This window comes from Shinella sp. GW835-FHT14H05, assembly GCF_058793575.1.
This window is the reverse complement of sequence record NZ_JBXAFY010000015.1, coordinates 15,369-41,199: the sequence shown is the minus strand read 5'-3', so window position 1 is coordinate 41,199 and position 25,831 is coordinate 15,369. Positions and strand designations below refer to the sequence as shown.

The following is a 25,831-nucleotide window of genomic DNA, read 5'->3' as shown; positions in this document are numbered from 1 at the left end:
TAGATCCCCTGTCCCTCCTGCGTTCATTGCAGAAAGGAAATAGGTGGCCGGATTTTACTCCGCCCGCGGCTGGACTATTCCGCCGCTAACGTGGCCGACTTTTCCACCGCCGCTCTCATGAAGGCGGATGTGTCGAACGAGGGGGACGTCGCCCGCCTATTCGAAGCGGCCGCCGAAAAGCTCGGTGGGCTGGATGCCCTCGTCAACAATGCTGGTATCGCCGGCCCAACGGGTGGGGTGGACGAGATCGATCCGATGGAATGGCGCCGGACGCTCGATATCTGCCTGACGGGCCAGTTCCTGTGCGCGCGCGCCGCGGTGCCCGTGCTCAAGGCGACGGGTGGCGGCGCGATCGTCAATATGTCCTCATCCGCAGGCCGACACGGTTATGCCTATCGCACGCCCTATTCTGCGGCGAAGTTCGGTGTGGTCGGCTTCACTCTCAGCCTTGCCAAGGAACTTGGCCCCTCCGAAATCCGAGTCATCGCGCTTCTGCCCGGCATCGTCGCCGGCCCGCGCATGGATGGCGTGATCTCGTCGCGCGCGGCGCAGGTGGGTGTGCCGGTGGAAGAGATGCGTGATCGCTATCTCCAGAATATTTCGCTTCGCCGCATGGTCGATCCAGAGGATGTGGCGACGACGACGGCGTTTCTGCTCTCGAAGGCCGGGCGCAACATTTCCGGCCAGCTTATCGGTGTCGACGGCAACTTCGAAACTCTCTGATCACTCAGCCAATACGGATCGCAGCAATGTCCAAGGGTCACCCCGTCATCATCACCTGTGCCCTGACCGGCTCCATTCACACGCCCAGTATGTCGCCGCATCTGCCTGTAGCGCCGGAGGCGATCATCGCCGAAGCGCTTGCCGCCGCAGAAGCCGGCGCCGCCATCCTTCATATCCATGCCCGGAACCGCGTGGACGGTCGGCCGGACCGGAGTCCCGAAGGTTTTTGCGCAGCTCCTGCCGTCGGTCGCGGCCGGTACGGATGCGGTGGTCAACCGCACGACCGGTGGAAGCCCGTTCATGAAGGTGGAGGAGCGTGTCCTTTGCGCCGGAACTCGCTTCGCTCAACATGGGCTCCATCAATTTCGGCCTCTGTCCGCTTCTCAACAAGTACAAGACGTTCCAGCACGAATGGGAGCCGAACCATCTGGAGAGCACACGAGACCTAGTGTGTCAATGCCGCGTGAATTTTCCCCAGAAGTGCCGAAGTAAAATTCCCCAGTTATGCCGACGTGGACTCGCTCACTCTCGTGTTGTACGGACGGACGGCCAGAGACGTGAGACGGTGCACTACGATGGTGGTGTCGTTCCGCCCGGCGCGGTCTTTCTCCATTCCGAGTTCCCGGGTGCGTTCGACAGCCGGTACTTCGGTCCTCTGCCGATGGATGGCATCCTTGAATTGGCGCATGCGGTCTGGACCTATGCACCGTGAGTTCTTCCGAACGGTTGTCCTCGTCGCATTATCAGCCGGCGCCGGATGGATCAGCTGGAGCGGGCATGTGCTCCTTCTTCCCGTCGCAGGTGCCTTCCCCGTGCTTTGGTCCCTTGCACGGACGCGGCTCCAGGCGACGGCGGTCTCTGCAGCCTACTTCCTCGCTGCATCGCGTGGATTGCCGCAGGGTGTGGCAAACTTCTATTCATCGCATATCTGGCCCGGTCGGCTGCTCTGGCTTGTCGCCACCTCCGCCTTCGTGGTCGTCCATGTGGTGCTCGGGACGAATCGCGAGGGGTGGCAGAAACCGCTCCGATACATGGCTGCGTGTGTTGTAATGGCAGTTCCACCTTTTGGCATTCTGGGATGGTCACATCCGATCACCGCCGCAGGTGTTCTGTTCTCAAGCGGGGGATGCTGGGGTCTGGCAGTCATGGCAGCCGGCCTGGCCGTCCTGGCGACGCCTTATAGGCCGGCTGCAGCCATGGCCTTGGCAGGCTTATGGCTCTGGTCCGCCGCTGAGTGGACGCCGCCGATTCTACCTGCGTCGTGGACCGGTGTCGACCTTGGAATGGGCATATCTCTCGACCGCGAAGCTGGCCTCCAGCGGCAACAGGACCTGATTGATATCGCTCGCGCCCGACCGCCCGGCACGAGGATCGTGTTGCCAGAAAGTGCTCTCGGTTTCTGGACGCCGACGGTTGCTCGCCTCTGGCAGAAAGGGCTCACCGGGACCGATGTCACGGTCATCGCTGGAGCGGCACTCATCGATGGTCGCGGCTACGACAACGTGCTCGTGACGATATCCGCTAAGAAGACGGAGATTCTCTACCGGGAGTGAATGCCGGTGCCTGGATCCATGTGGCAGCCGTGGCGAGGTTGGAGTGGCGGCGGTGGCGATGATGAAGCTGGCGCGCGGGCACATTTCTTCGCCAACCCCGTTGTCGACGTCGGTACTGCAAAAGTCGCGCCGCTGATCTGCTACGAACAACTCCTCATCTGGCCGGTTTTGCAATCGGCATTCCACCGCCCCGACGTCATAATCGCAGTCGGAAACGGTTGGTGGACCGCGGGGACGTCGATCATCGACATTCAACGAGCGAGCAGCGAGGCCTGGGCCCGCCTGTTTGATCTTCCTCTCGTCACGTCATTCAACATTTGAAACATGGAGCTCGCATGCTGGATGCTGCGTTGATCGAGGAATGTGCCGATCCTTCGTTGAAGCCTGCCATCGTCGTGCAGTTCGTCCAGGCGGTCGGCTCGGACGATCCGCTTGCCATCACGGTGAAGTCCGGGGGCCGTCTGATCCTGATTCCCCAACCGAAAACACCCGAGGAAGCGATCGAGATCGTCCGAGAGAACATTGCTGGCTCTATCGTGCGGGTTGGTCTCACCCAGATCCCGGCGGGTATAGGGGTGAAAGACGCGTCGGAGCTGCAGGTGGATCTCGTCGATCCCTGCGCCAATCTGCGGATGGGCACAGCGATGTTCGCCAAGATCCTCCGCATCGTTGCGAAGTGGTATGGAAATCCGACAAGCGAAGAGGTGTTCCCGCAGCTGTTCGATGACGCGTTCCACGCCTGGCGGACCGGCAAGTTCGAGCGTGAGAGCGTGTTCCAGGCTGAGGATCCGGGTGGCGCGGTCGTGCAGCGTTCGAAGGTGGAGGTCGAGAATGCCGATAAAGTCCAGAACCAAGAACGTCCTGAAATGCCGGAGGAAACGCCGATCAAGCCCGACAATGCTAGCATCCGGATCGATCTGACGAGGATTGGAGGCCGAAAGTGATGATAATCAAATTTGGACGCTTTTTCGATTAAAAATGGACGGCATTCCACTTTAAAATAGACGCTCAATCAGTTAAGAATGGCCGTATGAACGAGCACTCGAATTCTAAGTCCCTTGTTGATCGTAAAGCGCTGCCTCTCGTGGAGGCAGCTCTGGCCGACACCCGTGTCGTATTGATATCGGGGCCACGGCAGGCTGGTAAGACGACGCTCGCGCGCATGTTCTCGGACAAGGATCGACCATACATCACATTGGATGATGCGGGTACCTTGAACGCCGCGAAGGCCGACCCGACCGGGTTTATCCGCGGGATCAAGCGCGCGGTTGTCGACGAGGTCCAACGAGCCCCCGATCTGATGCTTGCAATCAAGGCAAGCGTGGATGACGATCAGGAGCCGGGACGGTTTCTGCTAACGGGCTCCGCCAATCTCGCGACCATTCCGGCTATTGCCGACTCCCTGGCCGGCCGAATGGCAGTCATTCCGCTTCTTCCCTTCGCGCAGGCCGAAATCCGATCGAGTCCGGGCCTCATGCTCGACAGGCTGTTTGCGGGGGACGAACCGGCCGTAGAGGGTGAGGTTGTTCTGGGCAAGGACTTGATGAGCATGATTCTGGCTGGAGGCTATCCTGAAGCCTTGAGGCGAACCACGTTGGCCCGGCGCGTCTCGTGGCTCGAAGACTATGTCACTCTGATCCTAGATCGTGATGTGCGCGACGTTGCCAACATCGATCAGCTCGATCGTTTGCCGCGCCTCCTGAACATCCTTGCGGAACATGCCGGCCAATTGATCAACAATAGCAGCTTCGGTTCCGCACTGGGATTGTCCGGCGTCACCGCTCAGAAATACATAGCCATTCTAGAGCGGCTATTCCTTATCAAAACCCTGGTGCCATGGTCGAACAACCGGCTCAGCCGGCTTGTCAAAACGCCAAAGCTTCATTTCATCGATACAGGACTTCTGGCGGCTTTGCGCGAAGACGAACTGGCCAGGCTATCCGACGACAAGACCCGATTTGGCGCCCTGCTGGAGAGCTTCGTCGTCTCCGAACTGATGAAGCTGGCATCCTGGTCCGAGAGACGCGTATCGTTTTCGCATTATAGAACGAAGGATCTGGATGAGGTCGATGTCGTGATTGAGGATCGGCGCGGGCGAATCATCGGTATTGAAGTGAAGGCGTCTGCGACCGTCAAGGCCGATGATTTTCGCGGGTTACGTCAGTTGCAGGCAGCGGTGGGTGACCGTTTCGTGCGTGGCCTCGTCCTGCATGATCATGACCGGATCACGCCGTTTGCCCAACGCCTTCAGGCTGCGCCCCTCTCGATCCTCTGGTCGATGTGAAGTGGGGACTTCAGTCGTCCTACTATTCAGCAGTGATACCGGCAGTTGACAAAAGCTTGCCGATTTGACTGCCGCCACACCCGACCTGCTGGAGCAGAACGAGGCGGCCTCGCGGCTCAAACGCCTGACTCACCCTATGCTGAAACGACGTGCAGAGATTTCGCACCCGGCTTAGGATTCGGGATTACGCCGGGTACGCCGTCCCCAGGACGGTCTGAAGCGGCTCGCCCTGGTCACCGGGAGTTCCGACTACACCGAAATCTCCAGTCTGCCGAATGCGCGACGCGATGCGACCGTGATCGCCAACCGTCTGGCGGACATCGGGTTCGACGACGTCGAGATCGTTGAAAATCTCAGCCGGGCAGACCTGGTAACGCTACCTGCCTAAATTCCAAAGGGCGGCCGGTGTCGATATCGTGGTCGTGTTCTATGCCGGTCACTGTGTCGAAACAGGCTGCGTCCGCTACCTTTTACCCGTCGACACGGTCGTTCGCGACAAGGAAGAGCTACGGTACGTCGCGCTGACACGGCACGATCTGACGGCGGCGGTCAGCAGGGTGCGGAAGGGCGCTCTGCTGATAGTCGATGCCTGCCGGGATAATCCGTTTGTCGCGGCAAAGACGATTGGGAAATCCCGTGGCCCCGCGCGCCCGTCGAACGATCCGATTGCGGAGCGGATGCGTATGGGTCTCGCCGCTTCACCGACGCCGGCAGACAACAACATCGTCCTCCACCCCACCCCACCCCACCCCACGCAGCCCGGCAGCACGGCGGGCGATGGGGATGCCATGGACAGCCCGTTCTTCATCATATTACTGCAGACATTGTCCGCGCCCGGCCCGACGCTGGATGAGGTCGTCGCCCAGACCGCGAAACGTGACGCCGACATAATGGATGGCAGTCAGCGTTCCGCGGCCTACGGGGAGACTGCAACTGTGCTTATCCTGCCGCTTTCCAAACAAATCTGCTGGCTTTGAATGCTGGCGTCGAAGCCGCCCGTGCGGGTGAAGCGGGAAAAGGTTTCGCAGTGGTCGCAAAGGAAGTCCGTGAATTGGCTCAGCGCTCCGCCAAGGCGGCGAAAGAGATCAAGGAACTGATAAACGCGTCAAATGGGCACGTGAAGAGCGGCGTCACACTTGTGGGCGACACGGGCAAGGCTCTCGAGGAAATTGTAACGCAGGTCGTTCAAGTCGACAGCAATGTGGGCGCCATTGTTGAAGCCTCGAGGGAACAAGCGACTGGTCTCAAAGAGATCAACACCGCCGTGAATACGATGGACCAAGGAACGCAACAGAACGCAGCGATGGTTGAGGAAACGACGGCTGCAGCCCACAGCCTTGCGCGTGAGGCCGAACAACTGTTTGAACTGCTGGGCCAGTTCAACGTAGGTGCACCGGCTAAACATGCGCCCGGTCTTGTGCGGCAGTCGAGCGTAGGTTCGTTTTCTCCAGCCCGTGGTACGGACACAAAGGTCATGAGTTCCTTTAGAGGCAACGCTGCTCTTAAGGCAGATTATTGGGAAGAGTTTTGATGGGACGTAGACGGCGTCTCATACGATGATGATCTCAATTGACAAATTCGCATTTGCTAGGAGCGAAGTTGACTGGGTCGGGAGTTCGATCCCTTTCAAGAGTCTATCGCTAGCTCGACATGAACCGGCTCCGCGTGGTCTCGTCGAGAAGAAATCGAGTGATCCCGCCAAATACCCATTCTCGTAGGCGGCTATGTCCATATGCACCCGTCACGATGAGGTCTGCGCCGCTCTGATCGACAAACTGCAGCAGTCCGATCGTTTCATCCGCGCTCTTGGAGATATGAGGCCTGGCTTTCACGTTGTGACCGGCGAGGTAGGAAACGACATCCGCATTGCTCTTTCGCAGCGAAGCGTCGGGTTCGGAGCTGACCGAGACGACGGTCACATCCTTGGCCAACGGAAGCAGGGGAATGGCATCGATCACTGCGCGCCTTGCCTCGCGCGTGTCATTCCAGCAAATTACGATCTTTTCCACCGGTATCGCATTTTTCCCGCTTCCCGCAACAAGCACGGGGCGACCTGCGCGCAGCACGACACTGGCCGGATCAGCGGTTCTATAGGAATCCCCAGAATGCGCACCTTCCGCTGCAGCCATGATAATCAGGTCGGCGGCGCGGGCAGCTTCAACAATTGCCTCGGTGGGCGCCCTCATCTCCGCGCGCCATTCGAGTTCGACCCTACCGGCCGCCGTGGCATGAAACTTTTGATGGACCTGCTCCATGCGGTCTTCAAGGTCCCTGTACATTTGCTGCATGGCGATCGTTGCCGCGGAGCTAGTCGCTTGCACGGCGAACGGAGAAAGGAGGGGCTGGGCAGCACACAGACCGATCAGTCGCGCACCTACTTGCGATGCCAGGTCGACCGCAGCATTTGTGATCGGCTTGACTGGGCGATCGATGTCCAGGGTCACGAGAATGGTACGATAGCTCACGGTTCCGCCTCCGCCGACAGTTGGAATATCATGAGACTAGCGTGCGCCGCGCCATGCGCGTTGACACCGGTCAAGTAGGCCAGTTCAGGATTCTCTTTTGACGCAGATCATCGCGGCGTGCATCTGCCCAGAGCAATCTCTCCTTCATCGCATCCATTCTGGTGAAGGAGCTCAGAAATGTCGTTCAGGACCATACTTTCGCTCATCGGCACGACAAGTGCCGATGCAGATATCGACAAGGCCGTCGCGCTGGCAGCAGAAAGCGACGCGCACCTTTCCGTCTTGGCGCTGAGAACGGCGAAAACGCCTTTCGGGGCCGACTACCCGGCCGCAGCCGCCTGGCTGAATGAGCGCCAACGGGAAATCGACGAGGTGGTGGATGTTCGACGCATCGCCGACGAGCGCTGCAGGAAAGGTGGCGTATCGTTCGATGTCGACCATATCTACGACGATCGCTTCATTATCGAGAGCAACATTGGCACGCGGGCAATGTATGCAGACGTGGTCGTCGCCGGTGAAGGTGTCCGCTCAGACACCGAGCTTCGCAAGGCTGCAATTGCGGCGACAGCGTTCAATGCCGGTACGCCTCTGATCTTGGTGCCGAAAACCGGTCGTGCCACCTTGAAGCCGAAAAACGTGCTTCTGGCCTGGAATTCCCGCCCGCAAGCGGCCAGCGCCGCAAAGGCGGCTATCGAGATGCTGAAATGCGCCGATACGGTCCGTCTCGTCGTCGTCGATCCGGATTCGTCTTACTTCGAGAATGGTGGAGAGCCGGGCGCCGACATGGCGGCGTTCCTGTCGCGCCATGGCGCAAAGGTCGTGGTCGAGCAGATCGCGAGCGGCCAGCGGCCGACGGAAGACGCCATCCGTCAGCATGCGCTCGAACTCGGCTGCGACATGATCGTCATGGGAGCCTATGGCCATTCACGTCTGCGCGAACGTGTCTTTGGGGGTGTTACCGCTTCGATCCTCGACAAATGCGACGTGCCGGTCTTCATGGTGCGGTAAGAGAGGGAGCGCCCCAATGCTCATTTTGCAATGGGACGCTCATCCCGGTTCACTAGCGTCTCCGGTTATCGTTCAGGCGCCTGTCAGCATGACGACCTAATCCCCGATGGAGTTCCAGCCAAAAGGAAGCTGACATGAATATCCGTCGCAATATCCTCACCGCGCTCGCCGTCGTCGCAATCACCTCGCCTGCATGGGCCGCGAAAACCGTCAAGGTCATAGAAGGTGGCGAAGGCGGCGGTCCGATGACGCTCACACTCGACCACTCCACGATAAAGGCTGGAGAAACGACGTTCGTGGTGCACAACGACGCGGTGACCGAGGAGCACGAAATGGTCCTGGTCAAGCTGAAGTCGGCCGATCAGAAGATCGATGTGATCGCGTCCAAACATCGGGTGAATGAGAAGCAGCTGAAAAGTCTGGGCGAAGTATCGGACCTGAAGCCCGGCACAGACGGGCAGCTGAAGGCGAAACTTGCCCCTGGATCTTATCTCCTGCTCTGCAACATCAAGGGTCACTACGAGGTGGGAATGCACGCCCTGCTGACGGTGACGAAGTAATCCCCCTGATGCTATCACACGAAACAAGGCGAACCACGCCCGTGGCTACGACCGCATCGCTTTCCTTTTCCCTGCCGCAGCGCGTCTTGCACTGGCTCACTGCGGGGTTCGTCTTCTTCAACCTGCTCTTTCCGGACGGCATGAATGCGTGGAACCGGAGCATCAAACAAACCGGTGCGGCGAGCGCCAAACAGGTGGCAAGCGCCAACATCCATGCCTATGCCGGTATTGCGATCCTCGTTCTCCTGGCGGCTCGCCTTTTGCTCCGGCAGGTCCAGGGCGTGCCGGCTGCACCATCCGAGGATCCACAGATGTTCAAGTTGGTTGCGAAGGTTTCCGAATGGACCCTCTACCTTCTTCTGCTCGCAATGCCGGTTACCGGCGCCGCTGCCTACTACATCGGATTCGAGGGCGCGGGCGACCTCCATGCCGATGTTCTCAAGGCCGTGCTGTGGGCTGTTGTCGGCCTTCATGTCCTCGGCGCGCTGGCGCATCAGTTCTATTGGAGGACGAATGTGCTGCGGCGCATGACGATTGGCTGATCGTCCTTTCCTGTGCTCGGCGGCCACGCCGTCGAGCGCGCTTGTCACATTCCGGCGATAATGGTGTGAACGGCAAACGCTGCCGCGCCGGCGGTGATTGTGAGGGCGACAAAAGTTTTGCTGAAGGTCGATGGTCCGAGGACGGTTGCGATGCCTGCACGGCATACGGCATTCGTTGCTATGGCGATAAGGATTGCCTCTCCAATCACGTCGATAGGCATGGCGTTCCGGCCCACTTGCAGAGCAGCCAGTACGGCGACATCGACATCGACCGTGCCTGTCAATGCGCTTGTGGCCAAAAGACCCGAGCTACCGAAGCGCGAGACGAGAACAGCGCTTGCAATGGCGGCTGCCGCGAAAACCGTCGAGAAGATCAGGAGCGGAGCGATCTCGAAGGGGTTGCTGGCCGGCACGTCCGCGATTTGCTTGTCCTGCCGCCAGTAGAAGATAGTGAGCCCAGACCCGGCGAAGACGATCGCTACCGTGGCAGCAGTCGGGCCGACGGCAATGATCGCTGCCGGATCGATCAGCAGGATCAGGCCCATCACGCGCAGGATGGACACTGCTGCGCCGAGCGCCGCAGCGCCGGCAAGCGGAAGCGGATCGGAAGAGCGTTTCGCGGTTCGCGCGAGAACCATGGTGACGGCGGTGGACGAGACGAGGGAGCCGGCAATCCGCGCTCAGCACGAAGCCCTTGCTCGCTCCGAAGATCCTGACGGCAATATAGCCGAGGAACGAGAGGCTTGCGGTCAGAACGGTGAAGAACCAAACCTTCCAAGGATTAAGCCCTCCCCACGGGTCGGTGGGCTCGTTCGGCAGGATCGGCAGGACCACCGCCGTCATGACAGCAAGCATCAACGCAGAGCGCAGTTCCATCCAGGTCAGGCGCTTCAGGAAGCCATGCAGGACGTTCCGACTTGCAAGCGTGGCTGCAAGGGCTGCGCCGCCCGCTGCCGCTGCTTGCGCATCGCCGGTGACCGCCAGGCCGCCAAGCGCCAGAACGCCGAGACCCGCCATGACGGTGGTGACACTATAATCGGAATCCGAACGCGCCTCGCGCAGCTTGAACACGCCCAGCGTCACGGCGAAGCCCAGGAACCCGATTGCAAACATCATCGGAGAGTTAAGGGTCTGAGCGAGGGCCGCCAGCACGCCGCCAAGCAGTCCCGATATCCCGAACGTGCGCATGCCGGCGGTTCTGCTGCCCTCGGGAGCCTCCCGCTCCTGCCAGCCACGTTCGAGTCCGACCAGAAGGCCGATCGATAGCGCGAGACCCAATCTGGCTATGAGCGTATCCATTTGCAGAACCACAAAGAATGAACCAGCCGGCCAAGTCGCGGTGGTCGCTTATTGCATTGTAGAGAAATCGCCGCTCCCGGAATTGATCTTGCGCAAGGCGACTGCAACCGTGGTTGGGCTTACTCTCTTTGCATTCTGCCGATAGGAGCGGGGAACGTGCCACAAACCGACAACGGCCTCTGGCAACGACATTCGAGCATGATCTTTGTCGCCATCGCCGCCGGTGGGTTGGCGATCGGGTTGGTCTTGTCGTGGCAGGCCGCTCGCTACGCGCATCTTGTCTGGAGCGCCGCGACGCTGGCCGTCCTTATGAGTCTGCTCCTCCAGGTTTTCAGTGCATTGCGCCGGGGCGATGTCGGGCTCGATATCGTTGCGGCGCTTTCCATGTCTGCGGCAATCGTATTCGGCGAGCCGCTTGCCGGAAACGTCGTCGGCTTGATGTACGCGGGCGGCCAGTTGCTGGAATCCTTTGCGCAAGGGCGTGCGCGTCGGGAGATGACGGCTCTGATGGGGCGCGTCTCGCATTTTGCGATGCGCTATGGTTCTTCCGGGCTCGAAGAAGTCGCGATCTCCCGAATACAGCCAGGCGACCGGTTGCTGATCCGGCAGGGCGAGGTGCTGCCGGTGGACGGGATCGTTTCCGGTGATGGTGCTGCACTGGACATGGCGGCCTTGACGGGAGAGCCACTGCCGCAGCCCGCTCAACCTGGAACCGAGGCGCTCAGCGGCTCGACCTGCGTGGGCGCGGCCTTCGATCTTGTCGCCAACCGGACGGCCGCCGAAAGCACCTATGCCGGGATCGTCCGGCTGGTCGAGGCCGCGCAGGCGAGCAAAGCGCCCATGGTCCGCATGGCAGACCGTTTCGCGATGGGCTTCCTTGTCCTGACCCTCATCATTACGGGCGCCGCGTGGTACTTTTCGCAAGATCCGATCCGTGCACTCGCCGTCCTTGTCGTCGCGACTCCCTGTCCCCTGATCCTTGCGGTTCCCGTCGCCATCATTTCCGGCATGTCGAAGGCGGCGGGTATCGGCGTTCTCGTGAAGAACGGCGGCATGCTTGAAATGCTGGCGCGCGTGCAGACGGCGGTTCTCGACAAAACCGGCACGCTCACCCATGGCCAGGCAGCGGTGGTCGATATCAGGACGAGACCGCCTTTTGCGGCGGAGGCCGTACTGCAGGCTGCCGCAGGCCTCGATCAGGCTTCCGGCCATGTCGTCGCCGATGCGCTGGTCCGCGTGGCAGCCGAAAGAGGCCTGCCTCTTTCGAGGCCAGAGGGTGTGCGCGAAGTGCCAGGCACTGGCATCGAAGGCTATGTCGACGGAAGGCGGATTGTTGTCGGCGGCAGCGATTTCGTGCAGCGCACGTCCGGCTGCGACGATCCGCATGAATTGATCGCACCCGAAATGCGCGCCTCAATGACGGTAGCAGTCGCCATCGATGGAGCGCTCGCGGGAATGATCGTTCTGAAGGATCAGGTCCGCATGGATGCGCTGTCGGTTCTGAACGATCTCCGCGCTGCGGGCGTCCGAAAGCTGGTGCTGGCTTCCGGCGATCGTACGGAGATCGCCCAGTCCGTGGGCAAGGTGCTTGGTATGGATAGCGTCTTCGGCGATCTAACGCCGGAAGCCAAGGTCGATGCTGTCAGGAAGGAGACCGGCAATGGCCCGGTCATGATGGTCGGCGATGGCGTCAACGATGCGCCTGCGCTCGCTGCGGCCGACATCGGTGTCGCCATGGGCGCGCGCGGTACGGCTTCATCGTCGGAGGCTGCCGGTGTCGTGCTCCTTGTCGACGAGCTTGCGCCGCTGGCCAAAGCAATTGCCATTGCGTGCCGAAGCCGCCGGATCGCGTTGCAGAGTTTGTCGGTGGGACTGACGCTTTCGGTCGGGGCGATGGTTGCGGCGGCATGCGGATATCTGCAGCCTGTCGAAGGTGCGATCCTCCAGGAGGCGATCGACGTGGCCGTGATCCTCAATGCGCTGAGGGCCCTTCGGTGATGTGAGGCTGAAAACCCCGCTGGAGTTCTCAGTGCGACAGTTCGGTTGTTTCGCTCACGGCTTCTCGCCCGCTCACCCCGAGGATTTCGAGTTCAAAGAAGACGTGGGGCGAGGTGGTCACGACGGGTTGCGGCTGAGGCTTGAGTGCGCCCGGCTCCCACCAGTCGAAATCCTTTGCGAGGAGAGCCCAGGCTTTCAGGCGCTCCTCGTGCAGTTCTTCAGTATCGGGAAGCTCATGAAACAGGGCGTCAACGATGACGCTCTTCCATTTGTGCCGCGCTTCCAAAGCGTCGACGAGCAGACATGCGCGAGGATTGGCGTGCAGGATGTCAAGCTTCTTGCCGGGCATCGAGAATGCAAAAAGCCGGCTTGCCGAATAAGCATAGCAGTTCGGGACGACGTAAGGACTGTCGTTTTCGGCGCAAGCCAGTCGCGCCAGCCGTTGAGCCGCAATCGTCGCTACGCATTCGTTATGGGTCATTTCGCGGATCATCATCGGAAGTTCCTCCTTCGATCCGTGCGCGGATTGATGCCACTTTCGTCGACTTTGATTCCCAGCACATGGACGCAAGGCAAAGGAGTTCACGCATCGCCCAATCGGGCGGAAATGCTCTAGGCTTTAGCCGACCCGCTACTCCCATTACCATTCGCGCTTCCAGACCATACCTTTCGGACCACTGCCTTCTCGGATTCCAGCACCGCCATCGTGATCACGCCGATGGCGAGGATGAGCAGTCCGTCGGGCAAGGCGATGGGAGCCGTGCCGAAAAGCGCGTGCATGAACGGCGCGAAGGTGAAGAGGAGCTGTGCGGCCACAACGACTGCGATGGCGGCGGGCACGGCAGGGGTACCCTTGGTGCCGGCCAGGCTCGCATCTCCCCCGCGTGAGATGCGGAAGCACACGACACTGAGCTGCGATCTCCGAAGGGGATCCGAGTGGAGCCCTCTGGAGTTAGAAACGAAGATCTCGAGATTACCATGAGCATTGGAAGGGGCAGGTATATCCTAAACTGATCGGCGGAACCCAATCGGCATTTTGTCCACGAGTTCCCTCAATGCGTGCCCGACCTGCGTCGCCCCGTTAAACCCGCACGCAGATGCGATGGCAGGAATTGAAAGCTGCGACCCGGCAAGCATTTCCTGAGCTTTTTCAATTCGGCGGCGGGTAACATATTTATAGGCCTGTTCTCAGGCGGTGTTCTTTTATTCTACTTGTTCATATCTCGAAAGATCGCCAAGGAAGGTGTCGCACCAGGTGAAGACATCGTTCGCACGTAGTGCGTTCATCATGCTTTTCCATCGGTCACGGCGTTCATCCAAGGGCATGGTCAGGCTGCGCGCGATAGCATCCGCAGTTCCTTCCACATCGTAGGGATTGACGAGCACCGCGTCTTTCAATTCGTGTGCCGCCCCCGCGAACCGCGATAGCAGAAGCACGCCCGGGTCCGCTTCGTTCTGCGCTGCGACGAACTCCTTCGCGACAAGATTCATACCGTCGCGAAGCGGCGTGACGAGGGCGAGCTTGGCCATGCGGTAGAGGCCGGCCAGGGCCGGACGCCGGAGGGAGCGGTTGATATAGCGGATCGGTACCCAATCCACAGTTCCGAGCGCGCCGTTGACGCGGCCGGCCTGCTCGGCCACCGCCCGCTGCATCGCCTCATATTCGGGGACTTCAGAGCGGGATTTTGGTGTGATCTGCAGCAGCGTCACCTTGCGCTGGCTATCGGGATTTCGCTTGAGAAAGGTTTCGAAGGCGTCGATGCGCTGTGTGATGCCCTTGGAATAATCGAGCCGATCGACACCGATGATCAAACCCTTGCCGTCGAGGCTGTCTAGCATGCGTTTGTGAAGGGTGGTCCCCGCCGCGCGTTGCGCCAGCGTCACAAACTCATTCGTCTCGATGCCGATCGGGTAGGGCCGTGCAGTGAATGTCCGGCTGCCCAGCGCGAAATGCGCCTTGTCAAGCCGGTCGCCGAGCCCTTGCCGTGCAAGACAAGCCGCGAAGTTCTCGCGGTCGTGTTCGGTCTGGAAACCGAGCACGTCGTAGGCGGTCAGGCTGGAGAGGATTTCCTCGTGCACGGGCATGGCAAGAAAGACGTCCGGCGCCGGCCAGGGGATGTGCAGAAAGAAGCCGATCCGGTTTTTCACGCCCTGTCGGCGAAGCTCCGCCGCAAGCGGGATCAGGTGGTAATCGTGTATCCAGATAAGGTCGTTCTCTCCGATCAGCGGTAGGAGACGGCTGGCGAAGAAACGGTTTACGCGGAAGTAGCCGGCCATTTCACGCCGGCCATATTCGGCAAGGTCAAGACGGTAGTGGCAGATCGGCCAGAGAACACGGTTCGCAAAACCCTGGTAATATTCCTCGACATCGCGCTCGGTGAGGTCCGTTAGCGCATAGTCGATATTGCCGTCCCGCAGCATCTGCAACGGCCCGATACGGTCCTCCGCGCAGGACTGTCCCGACCAGCCGAGCCACAATCCGCCACGCGCTTCGAGTGCGGATTGAAGCGCAACCGCAAGGCCGCCGGCAGGCGCCGTCCCCGTCTTGTCCGGAATGGGAACGCGGTTGGAAACGACGATAAGATGACTCATGATGTTACGGCACCAGATTTTTCGGATGGGCTAACCTTCGCTGGGCAGAAGGCCAAGGAAGGAATGTCTCGCAAAAGCGAGGTGCCATCGCACTTTTATTGCAGTGCATTGGAAACCTCTTGGCGGCAAAAAGGTTCCGAAATAGCCACAGGCCTGCATGCCGGCTGCCATCGCTCGTCGTACCCGATCCAGCGAGTAGCAGCCTGGAGTAGATGCCACTCGCCGATCTAATGCCCGCGACGGGAACCATTTCATGTGTGGTGGCTTTTATCGCGCGATAACACTGACGGGGCCTTTATGCAGGAAAAGGATCAGCAACGAACCGACGCCCGGGATGCGGGCAATCGTCTTGTCGCCGGACATGTCAGCGAGGATCCTTTCGCGGCCGCCTTCAAGGCAACCCGCATGCCAATGATTGTGACGGACCCCAATCAACACGACAATCCGATCATCTTCTGCAACGAGGCGTTCAGAAGGCTGACGGGGTACGGCGACGATGAGATCATTGGCCGCAATTGCCGCTTTTTGCAGGGGCCGGAGACGGACAGGGCTACGATTGGGAAGATCCGTACTGCGATTGCCGTCGGTCAGGACGTCGCCGTCGACATTCTCAACTATCGAAAGGACGGCAGCACATTTTGGAACGCCGTCTTCATCAGCCCCGTGCGGGACGAGGCGGGTGCGATTGCCTATTTCTTTGCGTCGCAGCTCGATTTCACAAATGTCAAAAGCCGTGAAGCCGATCTGGCAGCCGCACGGCATGAGGCGGAAGCCCAGGTTGCCCAACACACGGCCAACCTTCGTGCAGCGCTCGAGGCACGTACGCTGCTCGTCCATGAAGTTGACCACCGGGTGAAGAACAACCTGCTTACGATGGCTTCGATCGTGAAAATGCAGGCCAGAATCACGACGGACGCTGGTCGAAGGCAGACGCTGATGTCCGTACTCAACCGCATAGAGGCTCTCAGCACGGTCCAGCGAAAATTGTTCACGCTCGACGACGTCTCAAAATTCGACATGTCCGAATTCGTGCGCGAGCTCGTGACGGACCTCGTGGACGCGACCGGACGTAAAGATATCCGGCTCTCGCTAGAGCTTTCGCCGCTGCTGGTGCCGGCCGTGAAGGCCACGCCGCTTTCCCTGATCGTGAACGAATTGGTTGGCGATGCCGTGCGCCGCGGCTTAAACGACGGCGGCGGCGACATCCATGTCGTCGTCCGGCGGCTAAACGGACATTTCCTGATCAGGATAGAAGACACGTCGGAGCCTGTGGAGCCGGACATCGAGAACGCTGAGCTCGGCCGATTGCTGCTGGAGGCGTCGGCGCATCAGCTCGGCGCGCAGATTGAGCGAAAGCGTGAAGGCAACAAAACGATCGTCGACGTTGTTCTGCTTGTCGGCGATGATCAGGAGAATGCGCATTGAAAGTCATGATTGTTGAAGACGAAGTGCTGCTCGCCATGGAGCTCGAGAGCGAAGTGGAGATTGCAGGACATGAGGTGACGGGCATCGCCATGAGCAGCAGCCAGGCACGCGAGAAGATCGGTGCGTCCAGACCGGACTTCGCATTCGTGGACATCCATCTGAAGGACGGTCCGACCGGGATCGAAGTCGGACGAGAATTGGCCGCGGCGCGCATTCCCTACGTCTTTGTCAGCGGGAACATCAAGAAGATCCCCCAGGATTTCGCCGGTGCTGTCGGCGCGATCGAGAAGCCTTACACGATGAATGGGATGAAGAACGCGCTCGCCTATGTGTCCGCGATCGTAGCGGGTGACGATCCTGGTTTGCCGCCTGTAAGCCTCGTACTGGCGAATGCAAGCGCTGGGGCGGAGCCGGGCTCGTGTAAGGCTGATCCTCACTACAAATACGGACTTGGTGGTCGAAGCTAACAGGCGCGGTGGCAACGTGCTACCAAGCAATAGATTGGCCATCATAGGAGAAGAAGCCGCCGGATTGATGCGGTTGAAGTCTTTCGATGGTCGCTAATAGCCTCGCCGCTGCATCTTCCGGCGATGTAGCCTGATGGCCGCTTATGAACGGATGCGACAATTGCGTCGCGACTGTTCCCGGATGAAGTGCGACCACGATGGCTGCGGGATGCGTGCGGGCGATCTCCAGCGAGGCTGTCTTGACGATCTGGTTCTGGGCCGCCTTTGCTGCCCGATACGAGATCCAGCCGCCCAGGCGATTATGATCGATCGAGCCGACGCGGGCCGACAGGGATGCGAATACGCTGCGCGCATTCCGCGGCAAAAGCCCATGGAAATGTTTGAGCAGCAGTGCAGGACCTATGGCATTCACCAGAAACTGGTTCATCAAGGCGTCGACCCTGATCGCCTTGATGGACTTCTCGGGCACGCTGCCGTCGATGACGAGCGCGCCCGCCGCATTTATGATCAGGTCGAAAGCGTGGTGCACCTGTTTCATTTGGCGGGCGCAGACTGACACTGAGTTCTCGTTGCTGATGTCGAGGCCATCGGCGCTTCGCGACAGCGTCGCCACCGTGTCAAATCGAGTGTCAGCCCTCAGGCACTCCGTCAGCGCTTTGCCAATTCCCCCGGACGAACCGATGACGAGTGCCTTCATGCGTGCGGCCTAGTTCTGATCGTGATGACGGGGAAGATAGATTTTGACGGTCGTTCCAGAGCCCAGTCTCGAGAAAATCTTCACTTGCCCGTTCGACTGTCTGACAAAGCCGAATATCTGGCTGAGGCCGAGACCTGAGCCTTTGCCTACATCTTTCGTGGTGAAGAACGGATCGAACGCTCTCGCGACCGTGTCTTCGTCCATTCCGATGCCGGTGTCGGTGACGGTCAGCACTACATATTGACCGGCTGTGATAGCGTTTTCCGTTGCGTATTCTTTCGAGATGTTCGCATTTGCCGTCTCGATAGTGAGCTTCCCGCCGTCAGGCATCGCGTCTCTTCCATTGACGGCGAGGTTCAAGAGCGCATTTTCGAGCTGGCTGGCATCGGCTCGTATCGTCCAAAGCCCCGTCTGCATGCGGATCTCGACGTCGATCGCCTGCCCCAGAGCGTGCTCCAGCAAATCTTTCATGCCCTGCACCAGTCGATTGGCATCGAGTACAACGGGTTCAAGGGACTGCCTGCGGGAAAAGGCGAGGAGGCGGTGGGTAAGCGATGCGGCGCGATTGGCGCCGTCCATGGCGGCCTCGATGTAGCGCGTCAGGTCCGTCTCGCCGCGTGCTGCTCGCCTTTCCAGCATGGTGATCGCACCGAGGATCACCGCCAGCATATTGTTGAAGTCGTGCGCAATACCACCCGTCAGATGTCCTATCGCCTCCATTTTCTGGGCATGGCGCAAATGCGCTTCGGTTTCCATCAGCTTGGCTGTGCGATCCGCAATCTCTCGCTCAAGATCCCCACGCGACTTCGCCAGAACTTCACGAGCATCGACGATCTCCTGAATGTCGGTGCACGAGCCGTACCATCGGGTGATGGTTCCGTTGTCGTCATGAACCGCTTGGGCGCGCCCGAGAACCCAGCGGTATTGACCGCTATGATGTCTCAGCCGGTATTCGATGTGGTAAGGCTCTCCTGTCTCAAGACAGTGACGCCAGGTTGCCCAAGCGCGTTCCTGATCATCTGGATGAAACATATCATTCCAGGCTTCGCCGTCAGTGGAGCCGTAAGGCACGCCCGTGAATTCGTACCATCTTGAGTTGTAGAAATCATGAAAGCCGTTGGGTTTGGTCGACCAAATCATTTGATCGATGGAGTTCGTTATGGCGCGAAAGCGTTCCTCGCTTTCGCGTAGCGCGGTCTCGGCATTCTTTCGTTGCGTTATATCGAAGCTGATGCCCGGAAAGCGAAGCGGCGTGCCATTCGGGGTCAGGACAGGTCGGCCTTCCGCAATCACCCAGCGCACGGAACCATCCGCGTGAAGAAGCCGGTACTCTTGCGAAAAGAGCGTGCCGGCGCTTATCGCAATCTCTACGGCGCGTCGCAGCTGGGGCAAGTCTTCTGGATGAACGCCTAGAAAGAACTCCAAGATCGAGACGCCCTCAGCCGCGCGCGCCTGATCCACACCGTAAAGTTTTGCAAAACGCGCGTCTGCAAATACCCTGTCATTCGGAACGTCCCAGTCCCATGTTCCGACGGTATCGGTCGCTCCTAGCGCGTATTCCAGCCTTTGTTCGCTCGCGCGCAGCGCCCGTTCGGCTGACAAGCGAGCGGTCGTCTCGTTCCCCTGATTGAATATGCCGACTACGGCTCCATCTGCGTCGTGGATAGGCGTGAAACTATAGTCCCAATGCGTCTGTTGGATACGGCCGCCCCTGCTCATAGGCAGCATCTGATCTTTTACAGAAAAGCCTATGCCTGTTTCGAGCACGGCATGAAGTTGAGGTTGAATGACATCCCAGATGTCAGACCATACCTCCTGTGCCCGACGCCCCAGCGCCCACGGATGCTTTTCGCCCGCAATGGGAGCCCACGCATCATTGTAGAGCAGGCGCAAGTCCTTTCCCCAATAGATCGCGGTGGGCATCGTCGTGCCAAGGCAGAGGTTGATTGTCATCTTGAGTTCGTCCGGCCAGCTTTGAAGCGGGCCGAAATCCGTCGCCTCCCAGTTGTTGCCGGCGATCCGCTCACTCATTTCCCCACTTGTCGTTCTAATAAAATGCATGGTGCAGGATCTCTGGCTCGTCAAAGGACGGTATATGCTCCCTTCGCGCGATTTTGGAAGCGGTTGATAGGCAATGATCAATCTTTGTCAATTTAACCTGCGTCGCAAGAGGGCAAGGCCCGATCCACCCGGTGAAAGCCCAAAGCTTGTTTCGCCCGTTGCCCTTGCATGCAGGGGACACAGAGCCGTCTTTTGCTTTGCAAATCCACACCGCTTTTATAAGGTGCACCCGATTAGATGAGGGTCACACGTGAGCACGCTTCTTCCAAGACTTCGATCGGGCATCGCCGGGCTAGACGATATTTTGGGAGGGGGCTTCATCGAAGGCGCTTCCTATATCATCCAGGGTCAGCCTGGTGCGGGAAAAACGATTTTTGCAAACCAGGTTGCGTTCTCCAACATTTTGAAGGATCGCAAGGTCCTTTATGTAACGCTGCTGGCCGAGACTCATGACCGGCTGTTCCAATCACTAAGCACATTCGATTTCTTTGATCGCGCGCGGCTCGGGCGTGACATCACTTATATGAGCGTGTTTCAGACGCTGAGAGACGATGGACTGAGCGCCGTCGTGAAGCTTCTGCGGAAGGAAACGCAGCGTCATAATGCGTCGCTTCTCATATTCGATGGATTGTTGAACGCCCGGGATACCTCCCATTCAGATCTCGACGTCAAAACCTTCGTAGCGGAGGTGCAAAGCCAAGCCGCATTTGTCGGATGTACCGTGCTTTTTCTGACGAGTGCCCGGGTTAAGGAAGAAAGCCCGGAACATACGATGGTTGATGGCGTCATCGAACTGCATGACGAACTGGCCGGCGTGCGCTCGGTCCGGCGGTTGCAGGTCAAGAAGTCGCGTGGCAGCGCAGCGCTGGGAGGCTTTCACCAGTTTGAGATTGCTGCAACCGGCATCTCGGTCTGGCCGAGGCTGGAATCGATAGGGAGCGGATTGGAGGACAAGGTCTTCCACAATGCGCGCGTACCGTCAGGTATTCGAGGGCTCGACCGCCTGCTGGGGGGCGGTGTTCCAAGTGGCTCTGTGACGTTGTTGTTTGGCCCCTCGGGAAGTGGGAAAACGTCGTTCGGCATAAACTTCTTGCAGCAGGCGAGCGAAGAAGAGCATGCCCTGCACTTTGGTTTCTACGAGACACCGGCCAGACTGTTTGCGAAAGCCCGCGCGTTTGACATCGACCTCGAGGAAAAGCACACATCGGGCCATCTCGATTTCGCCTGGCACCCGCTGACGGAAAATATCCTCGACAAACTGGCCCATGATCTCTTGCAGCGCGTGACCCGAAACAACGTAAAACGCCTGTTTATAGATGGGCTGGGCGGCTTCGAAAGAGCCGCAGTTTATCGGCCGCGGCTGGTGGAATTTTTTGCTGCTTTAACAAACCAACTTCGCGCTTTGGGCACGACAACCGTTGCAACGTGGGAGTTGCGGGACATTTTCGGCCCGACAGTCGCAGCTCCGGGACCCGAGATTTCCAGCGTTGTCGATAATCTCATCATGCTGCGCCACGTGGAGCTGGAGTCTCGACTGAAGCGCGTCATATCCGTTCTCAAGGTCAGAGACGGCGAATTTGAGCCGATAATCCATGAAATTGCGATTGGGAACCAGGGGGTCAAGGTTGCGTTACCGCTCCAACCGGTGGCAGGCGCGGCGACAGGTATCGCCCAACCTTTGGAGCAATGACCCTGTGAGACACTCGAGCCGAGACGAAACATGGCGGTGATCGTAGTCGCCGAGGATGAATTCCTGCTGGCCGACATGCTGGTGTCGTTCTTGGAAGATGCTGGGCACGAAGCTTTGGCGGCGCCGAACGGGCTGGCAGCACTTGAGATGATTCGTTCGAAGAGTGTGGATCTCATCGTCACCGACTATATGATGCCTGCGATGACCGGACTTGAGCTTGCTCAAGCCGTCCGCGACAATGCAGACAAGAAGGAACTGCCGATCGTTCTAGTAAGCGGGGCGCAGGCATCTATCGGCCGTGCACATCCTGGACTTTTCGACGCCGTTCTAGACAAGCCGTACCAACTTGGTACCATGCTTACCATCATCGAAGAGCTTCTCTCTGACGGGCGCTCATGAGGCAGATATCAGATCTTGCAGACGCACGCGATGCTGGCACAACAACGCTCTGCGCGTAAACGCACCCACCTTGAAATCGATGCCATAATAGATGCCCGTCATGGGCTGCTCTTCGTAGAAAAAAATCAGCGGCGGACGCAAGCAGGCAGAGAAGCGCGCCACACGTAGTATCGCTGGAAACTCGCTTGCCGATCGCGTTCATGTGCGCTACTGCTGTTATTCAATGATTCAATGATTATTGAAATATGGACGAGCGTCAAGCCCTCACGTCATTCGCGGCCCTGTCGCAAGAAACCCGCCTCGCCATCGTCCGAACGCTTGTCGTCGCCGGACCTGACGGACTTGCCGCCGGCCTGATCGCTGAGCGCATGGGCGTCTCGCGCTCGAACGTGTCCTTCCATCTGAAGGAGCTGGAACGGTCGGGCCTGATCGCGCAGCGGCGGGAATCGCGCTCCATCGTCTATAGCGCCAGCTACGATGCCCTGGCCGATCTTGTGAAATTCCTCATGGAGGATTGCTGCGCCGGTCATTCAATGGTCCGCGATGTGCAGCGATCCGATGGCTGCTGCAAGCCGGATGCTGCCCAGAGCGAGGGCGACGCCGTTGCGTGATCGGAATGTACCTGTCGGTATCGTCGCCGCGCTCGGCCTTACCCAGATCATTGGTTACGGCACGCTCTATTACAGCTTCAGCATCCTGGCGCCCGGCATGGCGGCGGATCTTGGCATCACCGTCGCGCAGGTCTTTGCCGTCTTCTCCGCCTCGCTCTTCGTTGGCGGTCTATCAGCGCCCTACATCGGCCGGCAGATGGATCGCATGGGCGCCGCGACGGTTATGGCGATCGGCTCGGCATTGTCCGCGCTGACCTTGATCCTCTGCGCCTGGTCGCCATCAGTGGCCGTCTTCGCGCTGGCCATCGTCCTGTTGGAGATATCGTCCGGCATGGTCCAGTATCAGGCTGCCTTCGCGGCGCTGGTCGAGGCCGATCCCCGGTCAGCATCGCGGAGTATCACTTATCTCACGCTGATCGCGGGATTTGCTTCGACGATCTTCTGGCCGATCGCCACGGCGCTGCTTGGCTATCTGTCCTGGCGAGAAATCTACCTCGTCTATGCCGGTCTCAACCTTCTCGTCTGCATGCCGTTCCACGCCTGGATCATGCGGAAAGGCAAGGTGGCCGCGGCCGGTGGGCAAAGACCGATGCGCGATCCTGTCATCGGGGCCATTCCGCGCGAGCGTCGGCGCGGCGCGGTGGTCGTCGTGTCGGCTGCATTCTCGCTGATCAGCTTCACCCTTGGCGCGATGCTGGCGCATATGGTGCCGATGCTCGGAGCGCTCGGCTTCGGAAGCGCCGCCGTCGTCATCGGCTCGCTGTTTGGCCCGGCCCAGGTTCTTAGCCGCCTGATCAACATGATCTTCGGCACGCGGCTCGCACCGCCGGGCCTTGCGGTGGTCTCCGCAACTCTCATGGTCCTGAGTGTCGTCATCCTGGCGCTGTCCGGCAATTGGCTTCCCGGTGCCGTTGCCTTCTCGATCTGCCTTGGCCTCGGATCGGGCATCAACAGCATCGCCCAGGGCAGCTTGCCCCTCTACCTGTTCGGCTCCGACGGATACGGCGCGCTGACCGGTAAGATGGCCGCCTCAAGACTGGCTGCAGGCGCAGCAGCCCCCTTCGCCTTCGCGGCGACGATGGAGCAGTTCGGCATAGGCGCGTCGCTCATCTTGAGCGCGGCTCTCGGTTTTATAGGCATAGCTGCCTTTGTCTCGGTGGCGATGGCGACGAAGCGGACCCTCGTCGCCAGCCCGAGCCCGTCAAATTGACCGCAACGCCACGCGCTTCTCAAGTTCGGCCGCCTGTTCCTTGCGCTCGCTATAGCGGTCGGTGAGATAGGCCGAAGCATCGCGCGTGAGGATGGTGAACTTCACCAGTTCTTCGCAGACGTCCACGACCCGGTCGTAGTAGGGCGAGGGCTTCATCCGGCCGTCAGCGTCGAGGGCGTCAACCAGCTGTGTCTTCTCCCGATTACTCAGGAGTTGCAGATCGACGCCCGGACCTTTTTTGGCAGTTCATTGGCCTTCTTCAGCAGATCATGCTCGAGCTGCAATTGTCGGACATCGCGCTGGAGGGCCTCAAGCTGTCGCTCGAGCTCTTCACGCTCAGGTGCTGGCGCAGAGGTTTTGCGGCGTTTCATCGATGAGGCAGCCTCATGACCGAGTAACTCATTCTTCCAAGCGTACAACGTCGGCCGGCATACGCCTATCCGGTCGGCTACCTGCTGGGCACTTTCCTCTCCACTGCAAAGATCGAGCACAGCGACCTGCTTCAACGCTTCAGGGTAACCCGGAAGCCAGGATCGACCGACCATCGAAGTCCTCGCCTCAGGAGACACCTCTCGAACCCATGCTGTCAAAGTCCCCCGACCTGGATGACCCAGCGCCCTCATCGTCGCAGAGATACAGCGACCGTGGGTGCGGTGGTGCTCAAGCGCCGCCTGCTTCTGGGCCTCGGAAAACTTCGGCGCGCGTGCCGCACAACGAACGCGCAGGTCTTGATGCTGCTGGTATTCGCGATACCAGTTCCTCATCGCATTCTTGGTCGGATACCCCAATTGGCGGATCGTCGCGTTAACCCGCTTGCCGAGCTTGAAATACAGCTCGACCGCGCGAATTCTGTCAGCGTGGGAATACATGAACTACCTCCTGGTGGTCCAAGTTTTAGTCCGCATCCCCTATCAGGCCACGCCGGGTCACGTATGGATGCCCCCGTTCATGCAAGCAGTTCGTCGAGCGGCTTTGAACGTGTGATCGGGTGCGGTCATGTATCAGGCCTGTTGTGCGGCCCGAATACGACCGCTGGCCGGTATGGAGCTACGCGGACCTGGTGCAAAATCAGCTCTACGAGCTCGTGGCTCACTGACCCGGATGCATTCCCAGACCCACTCTCACCGATCTTCGTCCTTACCGTTCGCTGACCTCCTCACACGCCGACGATCTGTCCTGACTTCAGCTCAGCCATCTTACGCTGCAGCCAGAGCGGAATCCTTGTAATCTTCGTTCCTGGTCATCATTGCCCAGATGGATCGAGCCATTTTGTTGGCGAGGGCGATCGCGACGAGCATGCGAGGTTTGCGCGCCAGCATTCGTGCCAGCCACGAGTTCTCGGGTGGAGCCTTCCGGCATGCCCATCGAATGACGGTCATCGCGCCAATGATGAGAAGCCGGCGGATGTCGCGTTGTCCCATCTTCGATGTTCGGCCTAGAACCTGCTTTCCTCCACTCGAATGCTGCTTTGGCACCAAGCCGAGCCAGGCCGCAAAGTCTCGCCCCCTGCGGAAAGTAGCCATCGTGGGCGCGAAGGCCTCAACTGCCATGGCGGTAATTGGTCCCATGCCGGGCATGGACATGAGGCGAGCGGTGCTCTGCGAACGCTTCGCTTCCGATCTGAGGGCCTTTTCCAGCGATGCGATCCGAGAGGACAGCGCGTCGATTTGGTCCAGATACAGTCGCCCGGTCTCTACAACGATAAGTTCGAGGCCGGCCTCGTGATCTTCAATAATCTCCGCCAACAGGGCCAGGTTCGCAACGCCTTGAGGTGCAATAACACCATGCTCGGCCAGATGTGCGCGAAGGGCATTGATAAGCTGTGTTCGCTGACGAACGAAGAGGTCCCGCGTCCGGAAGAGCATGGAGCAGGCCTGCTGGGATTCAGTCTTCGGAACGACGAACCGCATCGACGGCCGGGTCGCTGCTTCAACGATCGCTTCTGCGTCGGCCGCATCATTCTTCTGCCGTTTGACAAACGGCTTAACGTAAGCCGGCGGGATCAAGCGAACATCGTGGCCAAGTTTGCCGATCTCGCGCGCCCAGTAGTGCGCTGTGGCACAAGCTTCCATCGCGACCGTGCATTTGGGCAGTTCCGAAAAAAAGGTCACCACTTGGCCGCGAGACAGTTTCCTGCGCAAGACCACACCGCCACCGCTTCCGGCGGCATGAACCTGAAACACCCGCTTTGCAAGGTCCAGGCCGACGATGCTAACTTCCTTCATGGATGCTCTCTCCTCTAAGTGA

The 25,831-nt window shown here is 59.5% G+C and carries 24 protein-coding genes and 7 pseudogenes; 19 read left to right on the top strand and 12 right to left on the bottom strand.

The genetic code is table 11. The features are described 5' to 3' along the window. Window positions 1-3: 3 nt before the first annotated feature. The 9 genes and pseudogenes from AC1Q6Z_RS29040 to AC1Q6Z_RS29000 all read left to right on the top strand — a co-directional run. Window positions 4-723, top strand: a complete 720-nt coding sequence (locus tag AC1Q6Z_RS29040; RefSeq protein ID WP_492650071.1) for an SDR family oxidoreductase — start codon at window positions 4-6, stop codon at window positions 721-723. 26 nt (window positions 724-749) lie between these two features. Next, window positions 750-1,174, top strand: a pseudogene (locus AC1Q6Z_RS29035) (3-keto-5-aminohexanoate cleavage protein); the annotation flags it as partial. After that, window positions 1,172-1,435: a S26 family signal peptidase gene (locus tag AC1Q6Z_RS29030; protein ID WP_492650070.1), complete on the top strand. Its 264-nt coding sequence runs from the start codon at window positions 1,172-1,174 to the stop codon at window positions 1,433-1,435. The pseudogene AC1Q6Z_RS29035 and the gene AC1Q6Z_RS29030, both read left to right, overlap by 3 nt. Next, window positions 1,425-2,597 (top strand): annotated as a pseudogene (locus AC1Q6Z_RS29025) (conjugal transfer protein TraB). Before AC1Q6Z_RS29030 ends, AC1Q6Z_RS29025 begins: the two are co-directional and overlap by 11 nt. Before the next feature lie 14 nt (window positions 2,598-2,611). Next, window positions 2,612-3,220 carry a TraH family protein gene (locus AC1Q6Z_RS29020; RefSeq protein WP_492649996.1) on the top strand — a complete coding sequence of 203 codons (609 nt, stop codon included), beginning with the start codon at window positions 2,612-2,614 and terminating at the stop codon, window positions 3,218-3,220. A gap of 86 nt (window positions 3,221-3,306) precedes the next feature. Next, a complete protein-coding gene (locus AC1Q6Z_RS29015; protein ID WP_492649995.1) occupies window positions 3,307-4,560 on the top strand; it encodes an ATP-binding protein in 1,254 nt (417 codons plus the stop codon). A gap of 214 nt (window positions 4,561-4,774) precedes the next feature. Then, entirely contained in the window at window positions 4,775-4,948 is a 174-nt protein-coding gene (locus AC1Q6Z_RS29010) for a caspase family protein (protein ID WP_492650069.1), read from the top strand. 28 nt (window positions 4,949-4,976) lie between these two features. Next, window positions 4,977-5,537: a caspase family protein gene (locus AC1Q6Z_RS29005; RefSeq protein ID WP_492649994.1), complete on the top strand. Its 561-nt coding sequence runs from the start codon at window positions 4,977-4,979 to the stop codon at window positions 5,535-5,537. After that, window positions 5,510-6,091: pseudogene (locus AC1Q6Z_RS29000) on the top strand (methyl-accepting chemotaxis protein); the annotation flags it as partial. The gene AC1Q6Z_RS29005 and the pseudogene AC1Q6Z_RS29000, both read left to right, overlap by 28 nt. A gap of 109 nt (window positions 6,092-6,200) precedes the next feature. Here the strand turns inward: AC1Q6Z_RS29000 and AC1Q6Z_RS28995 are convergent. Beyond that, complete coding sequence (locus tag AC1Q6Z_RS28995; protein WP_492649993.1) at window positions 6,201-7,025, bottom strand: universal stress protein; 825 nt, start codon at window positions 7,023-7,025, stop codon at window positions 6,201-6,203. 177 nt (window positions 7,026-7,202) lie between these two features. Here AC1Q6Z_RS28995 and AC1Q6Z_RS28990 point away from each other — a divergent pair, with 177 nt between their 5' ends. The 3 genes from AC1Q6Z_RS28990 (at window position 7,203) to AC1Q6Z_RS28980 (ending at window position 9,135) form a co-directional block, all read left to right on the top strand. After that, window positions 7,203-8,033 (top strand): universal stress protein, encoded by an 831-nt coding sequence (locus AC1Q6Z_RS28990; RefSeq protein WP_492649992.1) that lies wholly within the window; start codon window positions 7,203-7,205, stop codon window positions 8,031-8,033. Between the two features lie 134 nt (window positions 8,034-8,167). Then, window positions 8,168-8,593, top strand: coding sequence for a plastocyanin/azurin family copper-binding protein (locus AC1Q6Z_RS28985; RefSeq protein ID WP_492649991.1), 426 nt, complete (start codon window positions 8,168-8,170; stop codon window positions 8,591-8,593). A gap of 41 nt (window positions 8,594-8,634) precedes the next feature. Continuing rightward, window positions 8,635-9,135 carry a cytochrome b gene (locus AC1Q6Z_RS28980; protein WP_492649990.1) on the top strand — a complete coding sequence of 167 codons (501 nt, stop codon included), beginning with the start codon at window positions 8,635-8,637 and terminating at the stop codon, window positions 9,133-9,135. Between the two features lie 44 nt (window positions 9,136-9,179). Here the strand turns inward: AC1Q6Z_RS28980 and AC1Q6Z_RS28975 are convergent, their stop codons facing one another. Continuing rightward, complete coding sequence (locus AC1Q6Z_RS28975; RefSeq protein ID WP_492649989.1) at window positions 9,180-9,773, bottom strand: DUF4010 domain-containing protein; 594 nt, start codon at window positions 9,771-9,773, stop codon at window positions 9,180-9,182. 322 nt (window positions 9,774-10,095) lie between these two features. Beyond that, a pseudogene (locus tag AC1Q6Z_RS28970) lies at window positions 10,096-10,434 on the bottom strand (MgtC/SapB family protein); the annotation flags it as partial. A 156-nt stretch (window positions 10,435-10,590) separates the two neighbouring features. On the opposite strand from AC1Q6Z_RS28970, the gene AC1Q6Z_RS28965 reads away from it, so the two are divergent. Then, a complete protein-coding gene (locus AC1Q6Z_RS28965) occupies window positions 10,591-12,432 on the top strand; it encodes a heavy metal translocating P-type ATPase (protein WP_492649988.1) in 1,842 nt (613 codons plus the stop codon). 28 nt (window positions 12,433-12,460) lie between these two features. Here AC1Q6Z_RS28965 and AC1Q6Z_RS28960 read toward each other — a convergent pair whose 3' ends face one another. The 4 genes and pseudogenes from AC1Q6Z_RS28960 to otsA form a co-directional block, all read right to left on the bottom strand. Next, a complete protein-coding gene (locus AC1Q6Z_RS28960; RefSeq protein ID WP_492649987.1) occupies window positions 12,461-12,928 on the bottom strand; it encodes a pyridoxamine 5'-phosphate oxidase family protein in 468 nt (155 codons plus the stop codon). A gap of 116 nt (window positions 12,929-13,044) precedes the next feature. Next, window positions 13,045-13,335, bottom strand: a complete 291-nt coding sequence (locus AC1Q6Z_RS28955; RefSeq protein ID WP_492649986.1) for a cation transporting ATPase C-terminal domain-containing protein — start codon at window positions 13,333-13,335, stop codon at window positions 13,045-13,047. Between the two features lie 102 nt (window positions 13,336-13,437). After that, window positions 13,438-13,602, bottom strand: a pseudogene (locus AC1Q6Z_RS28950) (hypothetical protein); the annotation flags it as partial. 33 nt (window positions 13,603-13,635) lie between these two features. Next, on the bottom strand, window positions 13,636-15,024 hold the full coding sequence (otsA, locus tag AC1Q6Z_RS28945) for an alpha,alpha-trehalose-phosphate synthase (UDP-forming) (protein WP_492649985.1): 1,389 nt from the start codon (window positions 15,022-15,024) through the stop codon (window positions 13,636-13,638). 297 nt (window positions 15,025-15,321) lie between these two features. On the opposite strand from otsA, the gene AC1Q6Z_RS28940 reads away from it, so the two are divergent. Both AC1Q6Z_RS28940 and AC1Q6Z_RS28935 read left to right on the top strand, forming a co-directional pair. Then, window positions 15,322-16,449, top strand: coding sequence for a PAS domain-containing protein (locus AC1Q6Z_RS28940; RefSeq protein ID WP_256120308.1), 1,128 nt, complete (start codon window positions 15,322-15,324; stop codon window positions 16,447-16,449). Further along, entirely contained in the window at window positions 16,446-16,916 is a 471-nt protein-coding gene (locus AC1Q6Z_RS28935; RefSeq protein ID WP_492649984.1) for a response regulator, read from the top strand. The genes AC1Q6Z_RS28940 and AC1Q6Z_RS28935 overlap by 4 nt, the downstream gene beginning before the upstream one ends. A 19-nt stretch (window positions 16,917-16,935) precedes the next feature. Here AC1Q6Z_RS28935 and AC1Q6Z_RS28930 read toward each other — a convergent pair whose 3' ends face one another. Both AC1Q6Z_RS28930 and AC1Q6Z_RS28925 read right to left on the bottom strand, forming a co-directional pair. Continuing rightward, a complete protein-coding gene (locus AC1Q6Z_RS28930; protein ID WP_492649983.1) occupies window positions 16,936-17,613 on the bottom strand; it encodes an SDR family NAD(P)-dependent oxidoreductase in 678 nt (225 codons plus the stop codon). A 9-nt stretch (window positions 17,614-17,622) separates the two neighbouring features. Then, on the bottom strand, window positions 17,623-19,644 hold the full coding sequence (locus tag AC1Q6Z_RS28925; protein WP_492649982.1) for a hybrid sensor histidine kinase/response regulator: 2,022 nt from the start codon (window positions 19,642-19,644) through the stop codon (window positions 17,623-17,625). A gap of 280 nt (window positions 19,645-19,924) precedes the next feature. Between AC1Q6Z_RS28925 and AC1Q6Z_RS28920 the strand changes: the two genes are divergently transcribed. From AC1Q6Z_RS28920 to arsK, 4 genes are all read left to right on the top strand, one after another. Next, the gene (locus tag AC1Q6Z_RS28920; RefSeq protein WP_492649981.1) at window positions 19,925-21,364 is read left to right on the top strand and encodes a DUF7125 family protein; all 1,440 of its coding nucleotides are present in this window, start codon (window positions 19,925-19,927) and stop codon (window positions 21,362-21,364) included. A gap of 30 nt (window positions 21,365-21,394) precedes the next feature. Further along, window positions 21,395-21,763 (top strand): response regulator, encoded by a 369-nt coding sequence (locus AC1Q6Z_RS28915; RefSeq protein ID WP_256120302.1) that lies wholly within the window; start codon window positions 21,395-21,397, stop codon window positions 21,761-21,763. A 245-nt stretch (window positions 21,764-22,008) separates the two neighbouring features. Then, a complete protein-coding gene (locus tag AC1Q6Z_RS28910) occupies window positions 22,009-22,374 on the top strand; it encodes an ArsR/SmtB family transcription factor (protein ID WP_492649980.1) in 366 nt (121 codons plus the stop codon). Further along, window positions 22,340-23,584, top strand: coding sequence for an arsenite efflux MFS transporter ArsK (gene arsK, locus AC1Q6Z_RS28905; RefSeq protein WP_492650068.1), 1,245 nt, complete (start codon window positions 22,340-22,342; stop codon window positions 23,582-23,584). Before AC1Q6Z_RS28910 ends, arsK begins: the two co-directional genes overlap by 35 nt. Here arsK and AC1Q6Z_RS28900 read toward each other — a convergent pair. The 3 genes and pseudogenes from AC1Q6Z_RS28900 to AC1Q6Z_RS28890 all read right to left on the bottom strand — a co-directional run. Beyond that, window positions 23,576-23,755: pseudogene (locus AC1Q6Z_RS28900) on the bottom strand (arsenical resistance protein ArsH); the annotation flags it as partial. The gene arsK and the pseudogene AC1Q6Z_RS28900 sit on opposite strands and share 9 nt — an antisense overlap. Further along, window positions 23,756-24,453, bottom strand: a pseudogene (locus AC1Q6Z_RS28895) (transposase); the annotation flags it as partial. 327 nt (window positions 24,454-24,780) lie between these two features. Then, entirely contained in the window at window positions 24,781-25,809 is a 1,029-nt protein-coding gene (locus AC1Q6Z_RS28890) for an IS110 family RNA-guided transposase (protein ID WP_492649979.1), read from the bottom strand. Window positions 25,810-25,831: the final 22 nt, after the last annotated feature.

Coding starts and splice junctions, on each gene's coding strand:
- AC1Q6Z_RS29020 (WP_492649996.1), top strand. CDS start 2,612: ATGCTGGATGCTGCGTTGATCGAGGAATGTGCCGATCCTTCGTTGAAG.
- AC1Q6Z_RS29015 (WP_492649995.1), top strand. CDS start 3,307: ATGAACGAGCACTCGAATTCTAAGTCCCTTGTTGATCGTAAAGCGCTG.
- AC1Q6Z_RS28990 (WP_492649992.1), top strand. CDS start 7,203: ATGTCGTTCAGGACCATACTTTCGCTCATCGGCACGACAAGTGCCGAT.
- AC1Q6Z_RS28985 (WP_492649991.1), top strand. CDS start 8,168: ATGAATATCCGTCGCAATATCCTCACCGCGCTCGCCGTCGTCGCAATC.
- AC1Q6Z_RS28975 (WP_492649989.1), bottom strand. CDS start 9,773: ATGGTTCTCGCGCGAACCGCGAAACGCTCTTCCGATCCGCTTCCGCTT.
- AC1Q6Z_RS28960 (WP_492649987.1), bottom strand. CDS start 12,928: ATGATGATCCGCGAAATGACCCATAACGAATGCGTAGCGACGATTGCG.
- otsA (WP_492649985.1), bottom strand. CDS start 15,024: ATGAGTCATCTTATCGTCGTTTCCAACCGCGTTCCCATTCCGGACAAG.
- AC1Q6Z_RS28940 (WP_256120308.1), top strand. CDS start 15,322: ATGCAGGAAAAGGATCAGCAACGAACCGACGCCCGGGATGCGGGCAAT.
- AC1Q6Z_RS28930 (WP_492649983.1), bottom strand. CDS start 17,613: ATGAAGGCACTCGTCATCGGTTCGTCCGGGGGAATTGGCAAAGCGCTG.
- AC1Q6Z_RS28925 (WP_492649982.1), bottom strand. CDS start 19,644: ATGAGTGAGCGGATCGCCGGCAACAACTGGGAGGCGACGGATTTCGGC.
- AC1Q6Z_RS28915 (WP_256120302.1), top strand. CDS start 21,395: ATGGCGGTGATCGTAGTCGCCGAGGATGAATTCCTGCTGGCCGACATG.
- AC1Q6Z_RS28910 (WP_492649980.1), top strand. CDS start 22,009: ATGGACGAGCGTCAAGCCCTCACGTCATTCGCGGCCCTGTCGCAAGAA.
- arsK (WP_492650068.1), top strand. CDS start 22,340: ATGCTGCCCAGAGCGAGGGCGACGCCGTTGCGTGATCGGAATGTACCT.
- AC1Q6Z_RS28890 (WP_492649979.1), bottom strand. CDS start 25,809: ATGAAGGAAGTTAGCATCGTCGGCCTGGACCTTGCAAAGCGGGTGTTT.